The organism is Kitasatospora sp. NPDC004240 (assembly GCF_053603215.1).
This window is the reverse complement of the sequence record NZ_JBSGFD010000020.1, coordinates 53,157-69,323: the sequence shown is the minus strand read 5'-3', so window position 1 is coordinate 69,323 and position 16,167 is coordinate 53,157. Positions and strand designations below refer to the sequence as shown.

The window sequence follows — 16,167 nt, the reverse complement described above, 5'->3', positions numbered from 1 at the left end:
GCGTCCGTCAACATCACCCGCAGCCGCCTCGGACGCCTCACCCGCCAAGGCTTCCTCACCCAACCCGGACGAGGCCGCTACCAGAAACGGACATAACGTCCACTCATGACGCGTGCTTGGATCCTGCCGATGGTGCTCGTGCTCAGCGGCTCGGCCGTCGCGGCCGGGCAGATCCTCAAGGGGAGCCCCGGCACGGCCGCGGTACTCCTGCCGGCGTTCCTGGCGCTCGCCGGCGTGAACTCACCCCTGATCTTCCCGAGGTCGGTCGGTGCGCAGGAGGCGCAACGCCGCAGCGCGGTCGACGGCCGGCCGGTCGTCTTCTGGCGGCCGGGCTGCAAGTACTGCATACGACTGCGCATCCGGCTGGGCCGCGACGCCCGCCGGCTGCACTGGGTCGACATCTGGCGCGACCCGGCAGGAGCCGCAGCGGTGAGGGCGGCCAACGACGGCAACGAGACCGTGCCGACCGTGGTCGTGGCAGGCCGGCCCCACACCAACCCCGATCCCCGATGGGTGCGCGAACAGCTCCTCCCTCCCGCGTGATCAGCACGCGCCCTACGGAGGGGCGGGCCGTTCGCGCCACGGTCCTCGAGTCGGGGTGGCCCGCGGTCCCGCCCGGGCCGAAACGGCGGGGGACGCGTACGGTACGGACGGCGACGTCCGCGCGACCGCCGGTGACGTCTGAACGACCGCCGGCGGCGTCCGCGCGGCCGGCGGTCCGGCCTCGTGGCCCGGACGATCCTCGGCGGCCCGTGCCCGCCGGAGGGCCGCCCCGCGTTCGGATAGTCCCGGACGGTCTCGTCCGGGACCCGATGACGACTGGCTCCGACGGCGACGTCGGCTCCGTCAGCCTGACTCGCTCATACCCGGGAACGGTCGTCGCAGTACCCGTGAAAGATGAATTCACGGTGATGTTCAGGGAGTGCGCAGCGCGTCACCGGTGCGCGTGCGGCCCCGCCGCCGACGACGGCCGCGTCCTTCCGCGGTGCGCCCCGACGCGCCGCTCCGGACGATCCGGGCGATCCGCCGTGCGGACGACTCCGGCACCACCGCCGACCTGACCGCGCACTTCGCCGCGGCTCCAACGGCGCCCGGGCCTGTCCGGCCAGGTGGGCGGCGGCCGGGGCCCGGGTCCGCGAGGCCGGCCCTGGTGTGACGTGGTTCACATCCACGGTGTGTCACGTCTGCCGGCGGTCACTTGTCCCATGGGCGTCACCGGCACCGAGAGCCGGTGCCCGCCCCAGGGAGATGGAAATGACCAACGGCCACCGCATCGTCATCCTCGGTGCCGGCTACACCGGCATGCTCTGCGCCATCCGTCTGGCGCGCCGTACGCGCCGGACGGATGCGCGGATCACCCTGGTCAACCCGTCGAGCCGGTTCGTCGAGCGGTTGCGGATGCACCAGATCGCCGCCGGACAGGAGCTGGCCGACCGCCGCATCCCCGACCTGCTCGCCGGGACCGGCGTCGCCTTCGTGCAGGGCTCCGCCGCCGCGATCGACCCGCAGGCGCGGCAGGTCACCGTCGACGGCGCCGGGACCCTCACGTACGACACCCTCGTCTACGCGCTGGGCAGCTCGACCGACATCGCCGGCGTTCCCGGCGCCGAGGCCCATGCGTTCACCCTCGACAGCCCGCAGATCGCGGGCCGTTTCGCCGCGCGGCTCGCCGAGATCGACGGGGCCGGCGGCACGGTCACCGTCTGCGGCGGTGGGCTGACCGGTATCGAGGCGGCCACCGAGATCGCCGAGAGCCACCCGGGTCTGCGCGTCACGCTGGTCAGCCCGGACGAGCCCGGCGGCATGATGGGGGACAGGGCCCGCGCCCACCTCCGCCGCGTGCTGGAGCGCCTCGGCGTCACCGTGGCCACCGGCGCCCGGGTCGGTGCGGTGCTGCCCGACGCCGTCGAGCTGGCCGACGGCCGGATCATCCGCTCCGACGCCTGCCTGTGGACCGCCGGCGTCAAGGTGGCGCCGCTCGCCGCCGACGCCCGCATCGCCACCGACGAGCGCGGTCTGATCCTGGTCGACGCCACCCTGCGGTCGGTGTCCCACCCCCGGATCCACGCCATCGGCGACGCCGCCGCCGTCCGCCTGGCCTTCGGACAGCTCCACGGCACCTGCCAGAGCGGCCTGCCCACCGCCCAGTACACCGCCGACGCCATCGCGAAGCTCGTGCGCGGCAAGGCCGTCAAGCCCTTCCGCTTCGGCTACTACCACCAGCCGGTCAGCCTCGGGCGCCGTGACGCCGTCATCCAGTTCACCAGGGCCGACGACACCCCCCGCCGTACGTGCCTCACCGGCCGAAGCGCCGTCGTGTACAAGGAACTGGTCAGCGCCAGCCCCCTGATGACCTACCGGTTCAGCAAGCGCATGAACGTCACCACCATCGTCTCCAAGGGCGGCCGCGCCACCCGCAGGCCCGCGGCATGACGGGCACACCGGCTCCCGCCGCCACCCCCGCCGTGGCCGCCACCCCCGCCGCTTCCCCGCCGTCGGGGCACGACGATCCGGCGCCCGACGCCGGCGCCGGGCAGGATCCGTACCTCGAACACCGCCGGCTGCTCTTCGCCACCGCCTACCGCATGCTGGGCAGCGTCACCGACGCCGAGGACGTCCTCCAGGACGCCTGGCTGAGCTGGAGCACCGCGGACCGCGACGCGATCCACCACCCCAGGGCCTACCTGGTCCGTACGGTGACCAACCTCGCCCTGAACCGTCTCACCTGCGCACGGGCCGCCCGCGAGAGCTACGTCGGCCCGTGGCTGCCCGAACCCCTGCTGACGTCCCCGGACATCGCCTCGGAGGCCGAGTTGGCCGAGTCCGTCTCCACCGCCATGCTGGTCGTGCTGGAAACCCTCAGCCCCGTCGAGCGCGCCGTCTTCCTGCTCCGCGAGGTCTTCGGCTACTCGCACGCCGAGATCGCCGAGACCCTGGAGCGTCCCGAGCCGACGGTCCGCCAGATCGCCCACCGGGCCCGCGCGCACGTCCAGGCCCGCCGCCCCCGTTTCGACGCCGACCCCGACCGGCGCCGCCGGATCACCACCCGGTTCCTCCGGGCCTGCGCGGGCGGCGACCTGAACGCCGTGATGGAACTGCTCGCCCCCGACGTCACCGCCTGGTCCGACGGCGGCGGCAGGATCACCGCGGCCCGTCGCCCGCTCCACGGCACCGACCACGTCGCACGCTGGCTCCTGGGCTTCCTGGCCAAGCCCGAACTGGCCGCCCTGACCATGGAACCGGCCGTCATCAACGGGGAACTCGGCATCCTGGCCACCCTCGGCGGGCACGCCGTCGGCGCCCTCTCCTTCGACCTGGCCGACGGCCGCCTCCAGAACCTGCGCTTCCAGGTCAACCCCGACAAGCTCAGCGGCCTGACCCCCGGCAACGGCCTGACACGTCCCTGAAACGGCCGAGCCACGGCGACACCGACGGGGCCCGGGAGCCCGGGCGGCCTGCGGGTGGAGTCGTCAGAACTTCGTGAGGTCCAGCGACTTCGGATCGTCCGTCAGCGGTGTGACCGGTCGACCGGGTCCGACGACACCCCCCTGGACCCGCCGGGGCGTTCCGTCCCGGTGCCGGGATCACCGCTCTACTGCCAGGGCCCGGGCTGTTCCGTCCCGGCGGTCTGTTCGACCCAGACCGTCTTGCCCGTGGAGGCGAACCGGACGCCCCAGCGGTCCGCGAGTTGCGACACGATGTAGAGCCCGCGGCCGCCCTCGTCCGTGGTCCGGGCATGGCGCAGGTGGGGACTGGAGGCCTCGCCGTCGCTGACCTCGACACTCAGGCGGTCCGCGTGGATCAGGCGCAGGCGGCACGGCGGATCGCCGTAGCGGACCACGTTGGTCACCAGCTCGCTCACCACGAGCTCGGCGGCGTACACGGCCTCGTCGGGCAGTCCCCAGCGTCCCAGTTGCTCCCGTACGAGCGACCGGGCCTGGGCGGGGGCCCGCTCGTCGGCGTCCAGGACCCAGTCCACGGTGGCGTCGCGGTCCAGTCCGGCGGTCCGGCCCAGGAGCAGGATCACCGCTCCCGCCTGCCCGGCGTGCCCCGACGAGAGGAGGAGCTGGTCGCACCGCTCGCGCAGTGAGCGGTCGGTGGGGGCGAGGTGGGCGTGCAGGCCCTGGGCGCCGAGGTCGGCGTACAGGGCCGGTGTGGTGAGCGCCAGGACCGTGCCGTCGGGGACGGACATCCGGGTCGCGGCGAAGGGGGCGGTTTCGGAGGTGCCCAGGGTGGGTCCGTCCGGGAGGTCCACGTGGGCGAGGGCGCCGTCGGGGGAGACGAGGACCAGGCCCGGGCCGCCGGCGCGGGCGGCGGTGAGAGTGCCGGAGGCCGGGTCGTAGACCGCGCACAGGCAGCTCGCCGTCAGCGCCTGTTCCCGCAGCGGGTCGGCCGCGGGCAGCGCGCGGCGTTCCGCCGCCAGTTGCCGCGTGGTCTCGTCCAGGCGGGCCAGCAGCTCGTCGGGTTCGAGGTCGAGGGAGGCCAGGCAGCGCAGGGCGGTGCGCAGCTGGCCCATGGTCGCGGCGGTGTGGATCCCGGAGCCGTCGACCTCGCCGATGACGAGCGCGGTACGGGCCCCCGGCATGGGGATGACGTCGTACCAGCCGCCGCTGGCCCGGTGGGTCGGCAGGTGCCCCTGGACGATCTCCAGACCGGCGGCGGACTGCGGCGCGCGGGCCAGGAACCTCCGCTGCACCGTGGCGGCGACCGCGTGCTCGCGGGTGTACCTGCGCGAGTTGTCCAGGCACAGGGCGACGTGGTCCGCGACCGTCGCGGCCAGTGCCGCGTCCTCGCCGGTGAACGCGGGGGAGCCCTCCCACCGGTACAGGGTCACCAGGCCGAGGAGCGTGCCCCGCAGGATGAAGGGCGCCACCAGGACGGCGACGGGCGTCTCCCCGCGCAGTGCCGCGGCGTGGTCGGCGGTGGTGCGCAGCCAGGCCTCGTCGCCCTCCGGCCTGACGGTGAGCGGTCTGCCCTGCGCCAGCGCCAGGCCGAAGGGCGACGTCGCCTCCGGCACGTGCGAGGATCCGAGCGGCCCGCTCGCGGGGTCGGTGCCGCGACGTTTCACGGCCGCGCCGTGCAGGGCCGCGAACTGCGGCTGAGGGAAGAGCGGGGGGTCGTCGCCGGTCATCAGCGCGTCGACGACCTCCACGACCACCGCGTCGGCCATGGCGCCCGCGAGGACATCGGCCAGTTCGCGGCAGATGTTGACCGCCTCCAGCGAGGCGCCGACCCGCGCCCGGATCGCGTTCATCACCCGGGAGCCCGCCTCGGCGACCGCCAGTTCCGTCACGTCGACCACGATCACGGCCAGCCCGTGGACCGTCCCCGCCTGCGAGCGCAGACGGAACATCGACACCGAGTACGTGCGCGCCGGCGCCGGGGGCGGGTCGGTGAAAGCCCGGGCGCGCCGCTCCAGCACGGGCCGCCCGTCCGTGAGCACGGAGCGTGCCAGGGCTTCCAGCGCGTCCGGATCGTCCAGCGGGAACGCGTCCCGGAGCGGGAGACCGACCAGTTCCCGGGCATCGTGGCCCCGCATGGCCGCCGTCGCCGGGTTGATGCGCACCAGCCGCAGGTCGGCGTCGAAGATGTGCAGCCCCAGGGGCGACTGGCTGAGCAGGGCCTCCAGCGTCAGTTCCTCCGCCGGTTCCTCGGCCGGGCTCACGGGCCGGACCGCTCCGTCGTCCCCGCCTCCCGGCGGGGCGACCGGTTGTCCTGCGGGCGGTCCAGCGCAGAGCGGCACCCGACGGCCTCGCGCTCGGTCATGGTCAACATGATCCCCGATTCATGGTCCAGCACGCGACATTTCGGGCACCAGCGTGCCACCGCCGTCAGACGGTGACCTCCTCTCCGACCGGAACGATCGTCAACGGCACCGGGCTCAGCATCTGCGGGCTCAGGAACCGTGCCGCCGACTCCTGTCCGATCCGGCTGAGCATCACCTCGTGGATCTGGATCAGGCGTCGCGGCGCGACGTCGCGGACGTAGTCCGCCGCCTCGCCGACATTGGTCCAGGGCCCGCTGGTGGGCAGCAGCAGCGTCTCGACGGCGGCGTCCGGGACGTGGTAGGCGTCGCCGGGGTGGTAGAGGCGGCCGTCGACGAGGTAGCCGACGTTCGTCACGCGGGGGATGTCGCGGTGGATCGCGGCGTGCAGGTCGCCGAAGACCGCGACGTCGAAGCCGGCGACGGTGAGGCGGTCGCCGGCCCTGACCGCGCCGACCTGGCCCCGGCGGGCCGACCAGCGTTCCACCACCGTCGGCGGTCCGAACACCCGCAGCTCGGGGCGGCTCTCCAGGGCCCGGGCGATCAGCTCGTCGTCGAAGTGGTCGAAGTGTTCGTGGGTGATCAGGACAGCGGTGGCGGCGGCGACCGCGTCGGCCGCGTCGGGGGTGAACGTCCCGGGGTCGATGACGATCCGGGCGTCGTCCTTGGCCAGGGTGACGCAGGCGTGGGCGTGCTTGGTCAGCTGCACGGTCGGGCCCTCTCTCGCAGCACATTGATATACAGGTCAACCTGTACAGTATCACCTGTATTTCTGCTAGTCTGACGCCATGAACGACTCGCCTGCCCAGGAACCCGCGCCCGACCAGCTCGCCGCCGACCTGCGGGCCGCGGTGGGGGCCCTGGTCCGTGCCACCCGCTCGGCCGACCGGCTCGCGCCCATCCCCTCCGCGGTGCTGGACCTGCTCGATCTCCGGGGCGCGCTGACCACCGCCGAGCTGGCGGCGAGCCGCGGTGTGCGGCACCAGACGATGGCCGCGACCGTCAAGGAGCTCACCGGGGCCGGCTACCTCGCGACGCGCGACGATCCGTCCGACGCGCGCAAGAAGGTCCTCACCCTGACCGCCGAGGGGAAGGACGCGATCGAGCAGGACCGCCGGCACCGCGTCGGCGTGCTCGCCCGGGCCCTCGCCGACACCCTCGACGACGGTGAGCAGCGCGAACTGGCCCGCGCCCTGATGCTCATCGACAGGATCACCGCGGCGGTCGCCGGGGACGGGACGGCTCCCCGGGCCGACCGCGGACCCGTCACCGGGGCCTGGTGACGCCGCGCCCGGAGCATGCCGCAGGCCCGGTCCGGGCGGGCCGGAACGGCGGGCGGGAGCGGGGCGGTCAGCCGGCGGGGCGGGCGGGCCAGGAGCGGGCGGTGGCGGCGAGGGCGGCGGCGACGCGGGCGCGCTGGTCGGGTTCGGTGCGCAGGCGGTTGGCCAGTTCGACGTGGAGCCACGGGACGCCGAGGCCGGCGGCGAAGCGGCCGCCGACGTTGGTGGCGCCCTCCAGCCGGCCGCACTTCTCCTGCCAGGCGCGGCAGACCGTCCAGCCCGCGGCGCCGAGGCGCTCGGCGACCCGCTCGGCGGCCGGGCCGGGGGCGGCGGTGCCGGTGGAGACCACGGCGTCCTGGCCGGGGAGGCTGCCCTCGTCGAAACCGTGCACCTGGATGCCGGGCAGGCCGTGGGCGGCCAGCGCCTCCAGCACGGCGGAGAAGACGGTGTCGGTGCGATGGGCCGGGTCGGAGGCCCCGTCCTCGTCGGCCCGGCGGTGCGCCCCCGCGACGACCAGCACCCCGCCGGGAGCCCCCCGGAAGACATCGACGCCCAGGGCCTCGGTGCGACTGTCGGCGACCGGGTGGGGCACCTGGACGGACCACGAGGGGCGGGCCGACAGGTCGACGTAGACGCGGCCCCAGCCGCGCTTCGCCTCGGTCTCCTCGGCCGCGTCGGCGATCTCGACCAGCCGTCGGTCCGTCGCGGTGTCGGTGAGCTCGGTCATCCGGTAACCGGCCTTGGCCAGCTCCGCCACGGCCCGCTCCGCGCGGCCCTCGACGGCCAGCGCGACGCCGTCCGCGACCGCCCGGCGCTGCGCCGCGCCGGGCACGCGGTAGTCGGAGCCGGCGCCGAAGCCGGCCGTGTAGGCGTTCACCCGGGCGGCCAGGTCGGTGCGCGAGGGGCGGGGGAGGCCGGAGCCCTCGGAGGAGGCCGGCGCGTCACCGCCCGCCGCGGCCGTTCCCGCGGCGCCGGGCGGTGACGGGGGAGGAGGGGCGGGGGTGGCGGCGCACGCGGCGAGGGCGAGTCCGAGCACGAGGGCGGCCAGCAGGGCCGGTGCCCCGGCGGCCACGCCCGTACGACGTCGTGCGGGCCGTCGTACGGGTCGGGGCAGGGGGCGGGGCAGGGGGCGGGGCAGGCCCGCGCCGGGCGCTCCGGCGGCCGCCCGTCCCGCACCGGATGCCGCGTCGTCCTGCCGCCCGGTCCCCGGCCGCGCCGTCGCGCACTGCGTCGCGGACCGTTCCGCCGTCGGCCGGCGAGGCGGCGGGGCGAACGGCGTCTTCCTGACCTCCATGGTCGAGAAACCTATCGTGCCCGTTCACCCCCCCGGGATCGTGCCTCGCGCCGCTCTCGATCCCCCCCCGAGGTCGCGTCTCACACCTCCGCTTTGATCCCCCGGGGATAACGTCGCCCATCGCCCCCGATACCCCGAGGTCATGCCGCATGACCAGGGGCTTCTCATACACCGAATCGACCGCGGACGCTCCGATCTTCTCCCATTCGTTATCGAACATTGTCAGGGTCCGCCGAATCTCCTCATATGCTTCTCGGGTTTGTGATCAGACGCAGGGGACGGGGGCGCCTGCGCCGTACCCGAGGACGAGAAGGGCCCGTGAGCACGCCGAGCGCCCCGCGACAGCACCGATCCAGGCGTCGTGCCGACATGCCGCTGCTCGGCGGCATCCGCCCGCCGATCGTGCTGCTGCTGGTCCTGCTCGTGGCGGTCGCCGCCGTGACCGCCCTGGCCGTCGGCGGCCTGCGGGTGGACGACACCCCGCGCACCGTCCGCGAGGCCCACCGGTACGCCGCCGAGGACACCGCCGACACCCTGCGGGCCCGCGTCCGCGAGGGCGTCGCCGACCTGCGACGGGCCGCCGCCCGCCACGACCACGCGCCCGCCGAACCGGCCGCCGTCCTGACCGAGCTCACCACGGCCTACCGGAAGTGGCGCGGCGTCGCGATCGTCCACCCGGGCACCGGCCGACTGCTCGCGACCCGCGGCGAGACCGTTCCGCTGACCGGCCTCGACCTCACGCAGGTCACCGACACCGCCCCCGCCCCGCTGCTGGTCCCCTCCGCGTCCGGACCCCGGCTGCTCACGTTCGCGCTCGTCGAGACCGCCGCCGACGGGCGGGCGCTGCTGATCGCCTCCGACAGCCTGCGCCTGGCCGGCACCGCCGTGCGCAAGGGACAGACCCTCCAGGTCCTCGACCGCACCGGCGCCGCACTGGACAGCGTCGGCGTCGCACCGACGGCCGAGCCGGACAAGCGGGTGACGGCCCTCGCCCACGAGCGCGCCGCCGGGCAGCGCCCGACTCCCGGACGGGCCGTCTCCGGCGACCTCGCCGGGCCGCCCGACGACAAGGGCGCGCGACGGCTGGCCGGCTACGCGGCCGTGGCCTCCGCGGACTCCGCCGACCCGGCGAACCGGCTCGGCCTCACCGTCGTCTCCTCGTCGGGCGTGAACGGCACGCCCGGCACGCTGCGCCACCCGGCCCTGGGGTTCGCGGCCGCCGGCGCGCTGCTGGCCCTCGCCCTGCTGCTGCTCCTCTTCCTGCGCCGCACGGTGCAGCGCCCACTGCTGCGGCTCTACCTGGCGGCCCGCCGGCTGACCCGGGGAGAGCTGGACGAACCGGTGACCGGACCCCGGCGCGGTGAGGCGGGGCGCATCACCCGCGCCCTGGAGGAGTTGCGGCGCCAACTGCTCGACCCGTCCGGACCACCCGCCACGCCCGCCCGCCGGCGGCGGGGCCCGGGCATCGCGCTGCCCCTGGCGTTCTGCGCCGTCGTGATCCTCGGATGGTCCGGCCCGCTGCTGTTCCTCGGCGGCGCCGACGGCACCGCCCGGGTCCCCGACCAGGTGGTGGCCGCCCAGGGAGCCCGCACGGAGGCGACCGCCGACCGGGTCCGGCAGGCCCTCAACGAGGGCCGCGCCGACCTGCGCTCCCTCGCCCCCGCCCTGGCCGGCGCACTCGCCGACCCCTCCCCGGAGCGGGCGGAGTCGGTGCTGCGGACGGCCCTGGCGGAGCACGGGCGCTACCGGTCCCTGTACGTCCTCGACACCCGGGGACAGGTCGTCGCGCTCGCCGGGGACGAGCCGTACCGCACCGGGCGCGAGGCCGTCGGGCCGAGCGGCGTGCTCCTGCTCAACAGGTCCGGCAAGGAGCCGAGGATCGCGGCCCGCGCCGTGATCGGCGAGAGCGCCGACGCCGACGCCGGGTCGGACTCCGGGACGGGTACGGGTACGGACGGCGGCCCGGCCTCCCCGAGCCCCGCCTCCCCGAGCCCCGCCTCCCCGAGCCCCGCCTCCCCGAGCCCCGCCGCCCCGACCGTGGGGGCGCCGGCCCCCGCCACCGGCGGCGGCACGGGCACACCGTCAGGCCCGGTCGTGATCGGCGAGCTCCGCACCGAGTTCCTCAACGGGCTGCTCGACCGCCCCGGCCTGGGACGCGTCTGGCTGGTCGACGACCGCCGGCGCCTGCTCGGAGCCAACGAGGCCTTCAGCTCCTTCGGCGACCTGCCCGAGCCCCGCGCCCGGGACCTGGCCGCCGACGCCGGCCGGAAGCCCGCGGCCGACGTCGTGCGCACCGGCGGCGCCCCCGTCCTGCTGGCCGCCGCGCCCCTCGGGGGCGGCGGCAGCGTCCGGGACCTGGGCTGGTCGGTGGTGACCGCCCACCCCGTGGCCTGGCTCGACCTCGACCAGAACCGGGCCGACCGCCGGGCCGTGCTCTCCGGCATGCTCGGACTCGCCGCCGCGACCCTCTGCCTCGGCTGGCTCTTCATCGTGGTCGGCCTGCCGCTGCGCCGCCTCGCGGACGCCGCGCAGGCCCTGGCCGCCGGCGACCGGCGCACCGTGCTCCACCCGGTCCACCACGACGAGGTCGGCGCCGTCGCCCGGAGCCTGGAACTGATCCGCCAGGACCTCGAAGAGGCCGCCCGGAACACCCCCTCCCGGCCGCACCCGCCCGTCCCCGCCCCGGACCGCACCGCCGCCTCCGGCCCGCCCGCCGCGACCGCCCGCTGACGCCGCCGAAGGACCCGACCCGTGCTCTTCCTCTACGTCGTGCTGCTGATGTGCTGCGCCGTCCTGCTGGTCGCCGGCATCGTCGAGCAGCGGCGCCACTTCGCCTCGCTGGACCAGATCCCCGCCCGGGTGCTGGTCAACGGCATCCGCGGCAAGAGCTCGATCACCCGCCTGTGCGCCGGCGCGCTGCGCGGCGGCGGCCTGGTGACCGTCGCCAAGACCACCGGCACCGCCGCCCGGTTCATCCACCCGGACGCCACCGAGGAACCGGTGTACCGCAAGTTCGGCATCGCCAACGTGGCCGAGCAGATCGGCATCGTCCGCCGCGCCGCCGCCTACCGGCCGGACGCCCTGGTCATCGAGTGCATGGCCGTCATGCCGGCGCTCCAGGAGGTCAACCAGACCAAGCTCATCCGCTCCACCGTCGGCGTCCTGTGCAACGTCCGGGAGGACCACCTCGCCGAGATGGGCCCCACCCTGGACGACGTCGCCCGCTCGCTCTCCCGCTCCATGCCGGTCGGCGGCGTCTGCGTGACGGCCGAGCGGGAACGCGCCCACATCCTGCGCGAGGAGGCGGCCCGGCGGAACTGCGAGCTGATCGTCGTCGACCCGGAGTCGGTGACCGACGAGGAACTGCGCGGCTTCTCCTGGTTCACCTTCAAGGAGAACGTGGCCATCGCGCTCGCCGTCGCCGAACTCCTCGGCATCGACCGCCGGACCGCCCTGCAGGGCATGTGGCAGGCCCCGCCCGACCCCGGCGTGCTCTCCGTCGAGCGCTACCGCACGGACGACGGCAAGCGGCTGCGCTTCGCCAACGTCTTCGCGGCCAACGACCCGGAGTCGACGCTGATGAACGTCCGCCAGTTGGAGGCCGTCGGCGCCGTCCACCGGCCGCTGCACGTGGTCGTCAACTGCCGGCCGGACCGGGTCGAGCGCAACGGCCAGATGGGCCAGATCGTCCCCGAGCTCGACCCCGACACGGTCTTCCTCATCGGCCACCCCACCAAGAGCGCCCGCGACGCCATCCCCTCCCACTGGCAGGGCAGGGTGGTCGACCTCGGCGGGGACCGCCGCGACCCGGCCCGCCTCACCGCCGACCTCCTGGCCGAGCTGGGCCCGGACTCCTCGCTGATCGCCATCGGCAACATCCACGGCCAGGGCGAACTCCTCCTCGATGAACTCGCCCGCCTGGCCCCGGACGCCGACCCGCACGCGGAGCGGAACGCGCAGCCGTACGCGGAACGTCGCGCGGAGCAGCGGGACCGCGCACACGCCGCAACGCTCGACGAAGCGCCCGGCGAAACGCCCGCCGAGCCCGACGGGTGGTTCACCGGGCACGCGGAGGCCGGCGTGCCCGCACCCCGGCCCCCGTACGGTGCGCCGCACGGCTCCGGCACGGAGCAGCCCGGTGCCGAGCAGCCCCTCCCCGTGGACACGCCCCGGCCCGGCTCGTGGTTCGAGCCGGCCGCGGCCCGCCCCCGCGCACGCCGGCCCGAGCCCCACCCCCGGCCGTGGGACGACCCGTACCACCCGTCCGCCCAGCGCTCCCAGCACACCCAGCACTCCCCGTACGGAGACCAGCCGTGATCCCCACCGTGCTCACCCCCGACATCGCCGCGATAGGCATCGCGCTGGGCCTGGTCTTCTCCCTCGTCTGCTACCTGACCACCAACCTCTCGCCCGGCGGCATGATCACCCCGGGCTGGCTGGCGCTCACGTTGATCGAGGACCTCCAACGCGTGGCCCTCGTGGTCGGTGTCACCGTGCTCACCTTCCTCGCCACCCGACTCGTCCAGAAGCTCGTGATCCTCTACGGCAAGCGGCTGTTCGCCGCCGTCGTCCTGATCGGCGTGCTGCTCCAGGCGACCGTCACCCTGCTGCTGCGCCAGGAACTCCCCACCCTGTACGCGAACCAGACGCTCGGCTTCATCGTGCCCGGCCTGATCGCCTACCAGATGGTCCGCCAGCCGCGGGCCGCGACCCTCATGTCGACCGGCACCGTCACCCTGGCCACCTACGTCGTCCTGACGTCGGGCGTGCTGCTCGGCGCCCTGCCCGGCGCCTGACCCGCGCCCGCCGCCCCGCCACCGGCCGCCGCCGTCCCGCCGCCGCCCCGCCCGCCCCTCCCTCTCGACGAGGACCCGCATGAAGACCCGCCGCTCGTCCCTGCTCAGCGGTTCCCTCGCCGTGGCCCTGCTCGCCACCAGCGCCTACCTGACCGTGGAACTGCGCGAGCGCGAGCAGCCGGCCGCGGCCGACGGCGCCCCCGTCCTCACCCTGGCCGCCCCGGCACCGTCCGGCGGCCCGACGGCCCGCGCCGCCGAGTCGTACCGCTACGAGAGGCTGACCGCACCCGCGCGCACCGTCGTCCGGGACGGCCGCGGCGCCGTCCTCGCCACCCTCACCGACGGTGCCCGCACGGCCGCCCTGACCGGCCCCGGCCGCACCTTCGCCGAACCCGGCACCACCAGCGCCACCGTCGTCGGCGACACCTGGGTACGCCTGATGCCGCAGCCCTGGAAGGCGGGCGCCGAGACGCAGGAGTGGTTCCGCACCTGGTTCCGGCAGTCGCTCGGCTCCACCTCCGACGACGTGCTCGCCGTCGCCGTCCAGTACCTGGCCGAGGCCCCGGAGGGCAAGGACGCCAAGGGGATCCGGTTCAAGGGCAACGCCTCGTTCGGCCCGCTCAACCCCAACGGCTCCAGCGGCAACGACCTGCGCCTGGAGGAAACCGACTTCCTCGACTACCTGGGCACCCCGTACACCTTCGCCGACAAGGTCACCCGCAAGCCCGACAGGGCACGCTACGGCGCGTTCGACTGCTCGGGCTTCGTCCGCATGGTGTACGGCTACCGCACCGGCTACCCGCTGCTCAGCAAGGACGTGACCGGCCCCGGACTGCCGCGCACCGCCAACGGGCTGGCCCGCCTCGGCCCCGGGATCCCCGTACTGCCCCTGGCCACCGCCCCCGGGAGCGACACCACCCTGCGCCCCGCCTCCACCGACCCGCTGCTCCCCGGCGACCTCGTCTTCTTCGAGATCGACGCCCGCACCGGCACCCGGCTCGACCACGTCGGCATCTACCTCGGCCTCGACACCGACGGCCACCCCCGCTACGTCTCCAGCCGGGAGGAGGCCGACGGCCCCACCTTCGGGGACAAGGGCGGCACCTCCCGCCTCGACGACAACGGCTTCTACGCCCGCGGCCTACGCAGCGCCAAACGCCTCTGACCCCCACCGGCCCCGGCCCCCCTCCACCTCCAGGGCGACCCCACCCCGCCGCACCCCACACGGCCGGGTGCCGTGGATTGTCAGTGCCGGTCGGCAGGATGCGGGTGACACAGCAGCCCGTGCCCGCTCCGAGGAGTACCGTGACCGCCGCCACCGAGCCGACCCACCACCCCGCCTTCCCGTCCCTGTGGTGCGCCACCGACCTCGGTCCGCACCGCCCGTGCGGCGGCACGTACGAGTGGTACGAGCCGGACGCGCTGCCGCCGCTGGACCCGGCCCGTTTCGACGGCGGCTTCGGGTGGCTCGGCGGTACGGGCCCGGCGGTGCCGGAGCTCGCCGGGCACCTCGATGCCGTGGCCGCCGGGCTGGCGGGCGCCGGGATCGCGCTGCCCGCCGACTTCACCGCTTTCCAGACCGGCTCCGGCAGCCACCGCGCCCTGGACGCGGTGTCGGCCACGGCCTGCTGGACGGACGTCTCCTCGCCGATACCGAGCCCGGTGGAGCCCGGGGCCTTCCTGGTCCGTTTCCTGCGCGACCAGCAGGACTGCGTGCACTGGTACCTCTACCTCCGCCCCACCGGCGAGGCCTTCGTGGTGGCCTCCCCGCTGGACCTCGTACACGCACCCGAGTGGGACGAACCGCCCGCACCGGCGGACCGGTCCGCGGCCATCGCCCGGTGCGCCTCCTCGTTCGAGGAGTTCGCGTACCGCTTCTGGGTGGAGAACCGCCTGTGGTGCGCGCTGCACGGCTACGGGGGGGAGACCATGGACGACCACCTCGCCGACTACCTCGCGCACTACGAGCGGGCCTGACCCCGACAGCCGGAGCACGCCCTGCCCGGTGAGGACCGGGCACGCGGAGCGGCGACCGCCGTGCCCCTGCTGCTCCCGGCGACGACCGGCGTCACACGCCCGGAGCGATGCCGTCCACATCCGCGCGGTCAGGCGGCCAGCAGCTCGGTGACCAGCCGGACGGCCTCCGGCACCTCGACGTGGTCGTCCGGGGTGGCCCCGAAGTGGGCGCCGGTGGGCGTCACCACGGCGGTCGCGCCGAGGCCGTCGACCAGGAGCCGGACGTGCCCGGTCGGGTCGGGCCGGTTGACCGGGTCGTCCATCGCCTGGAGGACCCGGAACCGCCGGGCCGAGCGGCGGATCCGCGCCCAGTCGAAGCCCCCGTCGAAGAACGGGGCGAGTTCGTCGTAGCCGACCTCGTGGGCGGAGGTCGCCACCAGGAGGACGCCCGCGAACACCCCGTTCGATCCGGGGTCGTGCTGCTCCAGGAAGCGGAGCACGTTGACGCCGCCGATGCTGTGCCCGACCAGCACGGTGGACCCGGCGGGGCCGGCGGCCAGGGCGGCTACCAGGCCGTCACCATCGAACGGATCGCCGCCCGCGCCGACGTCGCCAAGAGCACCATCTACCGCTGGTGGAAGTCGAAGGCGCCCCTGGTCATGGACACCTACCGCACCGCCGTCGAACAACGGATGCCGGAACCCGACACCGGCTCACTCGTCGACGACCTGACCGCCTTCACCGCCGCCCTGTACGGCGTCACCGCGCACCCGGTCCGCGTCCGGACCCTGCGCGGCCTGATGGCGGAGGCGCAGCTCGACCCCGCCTTCGCGGAACCCTTCCGGGACTGGGTGGAGAGCCGACGGGCCGTCATGCTCGCGATGCTCGTCCGCGGTGTGGAACGCGGCGACCTTCCGGACACCGCCGATCTGGACGCCGCGACCGACCAGCTCTTCGGCCTCTTCTGGTACCGCCTCCTGGTCGGTCATCAGCCGCTCGAACCCGCCCGGGCCGCCGGCCACGTCGACCAACTGCTGCACGGTCTGCGTGCACGCCACAACCGGTAGCCGTGCCGCG

General features: G+C 75.0%; 14 protein-coding genes. 10 read left to right on the top strand and 4 right to left on the bottom strand.

Translation table 11 applies throughout. From position 1 onward, the window contains the following. Positions 1-105 precede the first annotated feature (105 nt). From ACWEQL_RS08530 to ACWEQL_RS08520, 3 genes are all read left to right on the top strand, one after another. Positions 106-543 carry a glutaredoxin domain-containing protein gene (locus ACWEQL_RS08530; RefSeq protein ID WP_452149436.1) on the top strand — a complete coding sequence of 146 codons (438 nt, stop codon included), beginning with the start codon at positions 106-108 and terminating at the stop codon, positions 541-543. 711 nt (positions 544-1,254) lie between these two features. After that, a complete protein-coding gene (locus ACWEQL_RS08525) occupies positions 1,255-2,433 on the top strand; it encodes an NAD(P)/FAD-dependent oxidoreductase (RefSeq protein WP_452149435.1) in 1,179 nt (392 codons plus the stop codon). Continuing rightward, positions 2,430-3,407 carry an RNA polymerase sigma-70 factor gene (locus ACWEQL_RS08520; protein ID WP_452149434.1) on the top strand — a complete coding sequence of 326 codons (978 nt, stop codon included), beginning with the start codon at positions 2,430-2,432 and terminating at the stop codon, positions 3,405-3,407. The genes ACWEQL_RS08525 and ACWEQL_RS08520 overlap by 4 nt, the downstream gene beginning before the upstream one ends. Positions 3,408-3,592: 185 nt before the next feature. Here the strand turns inward: ACWEQL_RS08520 and ACWEQL_RS08515 are convergent, their stop codons facing one another. Continuing rightward, the gene (locus ACWEQL_RS08515; protein ID WP_452149433.1) at positions 3,593-5,665 is read right to left on the bottom strand and encodes a SpoIIE family protein phosphatase; all 2,073 of its coding nucleotides are present in this window, start codon (positions 5,663-5,665) and stop codon (positions 3,593-3,595) included. Between the two features lie 166 nt (positions 5,666-5,831). Further along, entirely contained in the window at positions 5,832-6,473 is a 642-nt protein-coding gene (locus ACWEQL_RS08510; RefSeq protein ID WP_452149432.1) for an MBL fold metallo-hydrolase, read from the bottom strand. Between the two features lie 79 nt (positions 6,474-6,552). Between ACWEQL_RS08510 and ACWEQL_RS08505 the strand changes: the two genes are divergently transcribed. After that, the gene (locus ACWEQL_RS08505) at positions 6,553-7,047 is read left to right on the top strand and encodes a MarR family winged helix-turn-helix transcriptional regulator (protein ID WP_452149431.1); all 495 of its coding nucleotides are present in this window, start codon (positions 6,553-6,555) and stop codon (positions 7,045-7,047) included. 67 nt (positions 7,048-7,114) lie between these two features. On the opposite strand, the gene ACWEQL_RS08500 is transcribed toward ACWEQL_RS08505, so the two are convergent. Then, a complete protein-coding gene (locus ACWEQL_RS08500; RefSeq protein WP_452149430.1) occupies positions 7,115-8,116 on the bottom strand; it encodes a hypothetical protein in 1,002 nt (333 codons plus the stop codon). A 540-nt stretch (positions 8,117-8,656) separates the two neighbouring features. Between ACWEQL_RS08500 and ACWEQL_RS08495 the strand changes: the two genes are divergently transcribed. From ACWEQL_RS08495 to ACWEQL_RS08475, 5 genes are all read left to right on the top strand, one after another. Continuing rightward, entirely contained in the window at positions 8,657-11,068 is a 2,412-nt protein-coding gene (locus tag ACWEQL_RS08495; RefSeq protein ID WP_452149429.1) for a HAMP domain-containing protein, read from the top strand. A gap of 21 nt (positions 11,069-11,089) precedes the next feature. Further along, complete coding sequence (pgsB, locus tag ACWEQL_RS08490) at positions 11,090-12,655, top strand: poly-gamma-glutamate synthase PgsB (protein ID WP_452149428.1); 1,566 nt, start codon at positions 11,090-11,092, stop codon at positions 12,653-12,655. Then, a complete protein-coding gene (locus ACWEQL_RS08485; protein ID WP_452149427.1) occupies positions 12,652-13,134 on the top strand; it encodes a poly-gamma-glutamate biosynthesis protein PgsC/CapC in 483 nt (160 codons plus the stop codon). The genes pgsB and ACWEQL_RS08485 overlap by 4 nt, the downstream gene beginning before the upstream one ends. Positions 13,135-13,213: 79 nt before the next feature. Continuing rightward, entirely contained in the window at positions 13,214-14,299 is a 1,086-nt protein-coding gene (locus ACWEQL_RS08480; RefSeq protein ID WP_452149426.1) for a C40 family peptidase, read from the top strand. A 140-nt stretch (positions 14,300-14,439) separates the two neighbouring features. Beyond that, a complete protein-coding gene (locus tag ACWEQL_RS08475) occupies positions 14,440-15,111 on the top strand; it encodes a hypothetical protein (RefSeq protein WP_452149425.1) in 672 nt (223 codons plus the stop codon). A gap of 128 nt (positions 15,112-15,239) precedes the next feature. Here ACWEQL_RS08475 and ACWEQL_RS08470 read toward each other — a convergent pair whose 3' ends face one another. Next, positions 15,240-15,590: a hypothetical protein gene (locus ACWEQL_RS08470; RefSeq protein ID WP_452149424.1), complete on the bottom strand. Its 351-nt coding sequence runs from the start codon at positions 15,588-15,590 to the stop codon at positions 15,240-15,242. On the opposite strand from ACWEQL_RS08470, the gene ACWEQL_RS08465 reads away from it, so the two are divergent. Continuing rightward, a complete protein-coding gene (locus ACWEQL_RS08465) occupies positions 15,567-16,157 on the top strand; it encodes a TetR/AcrR family transcriptional regulator (RefSeq protein ID WP_452149423.1) in 591 nt (196 codons plus the stop codon). The genes ACWEQL_RS08470 and ACWEQL_RS08465 overlap by 24 nt on opposite strands. The last annotated feature ends 10 nt before the right edge of the window (positions 16,158-16,167 follow it).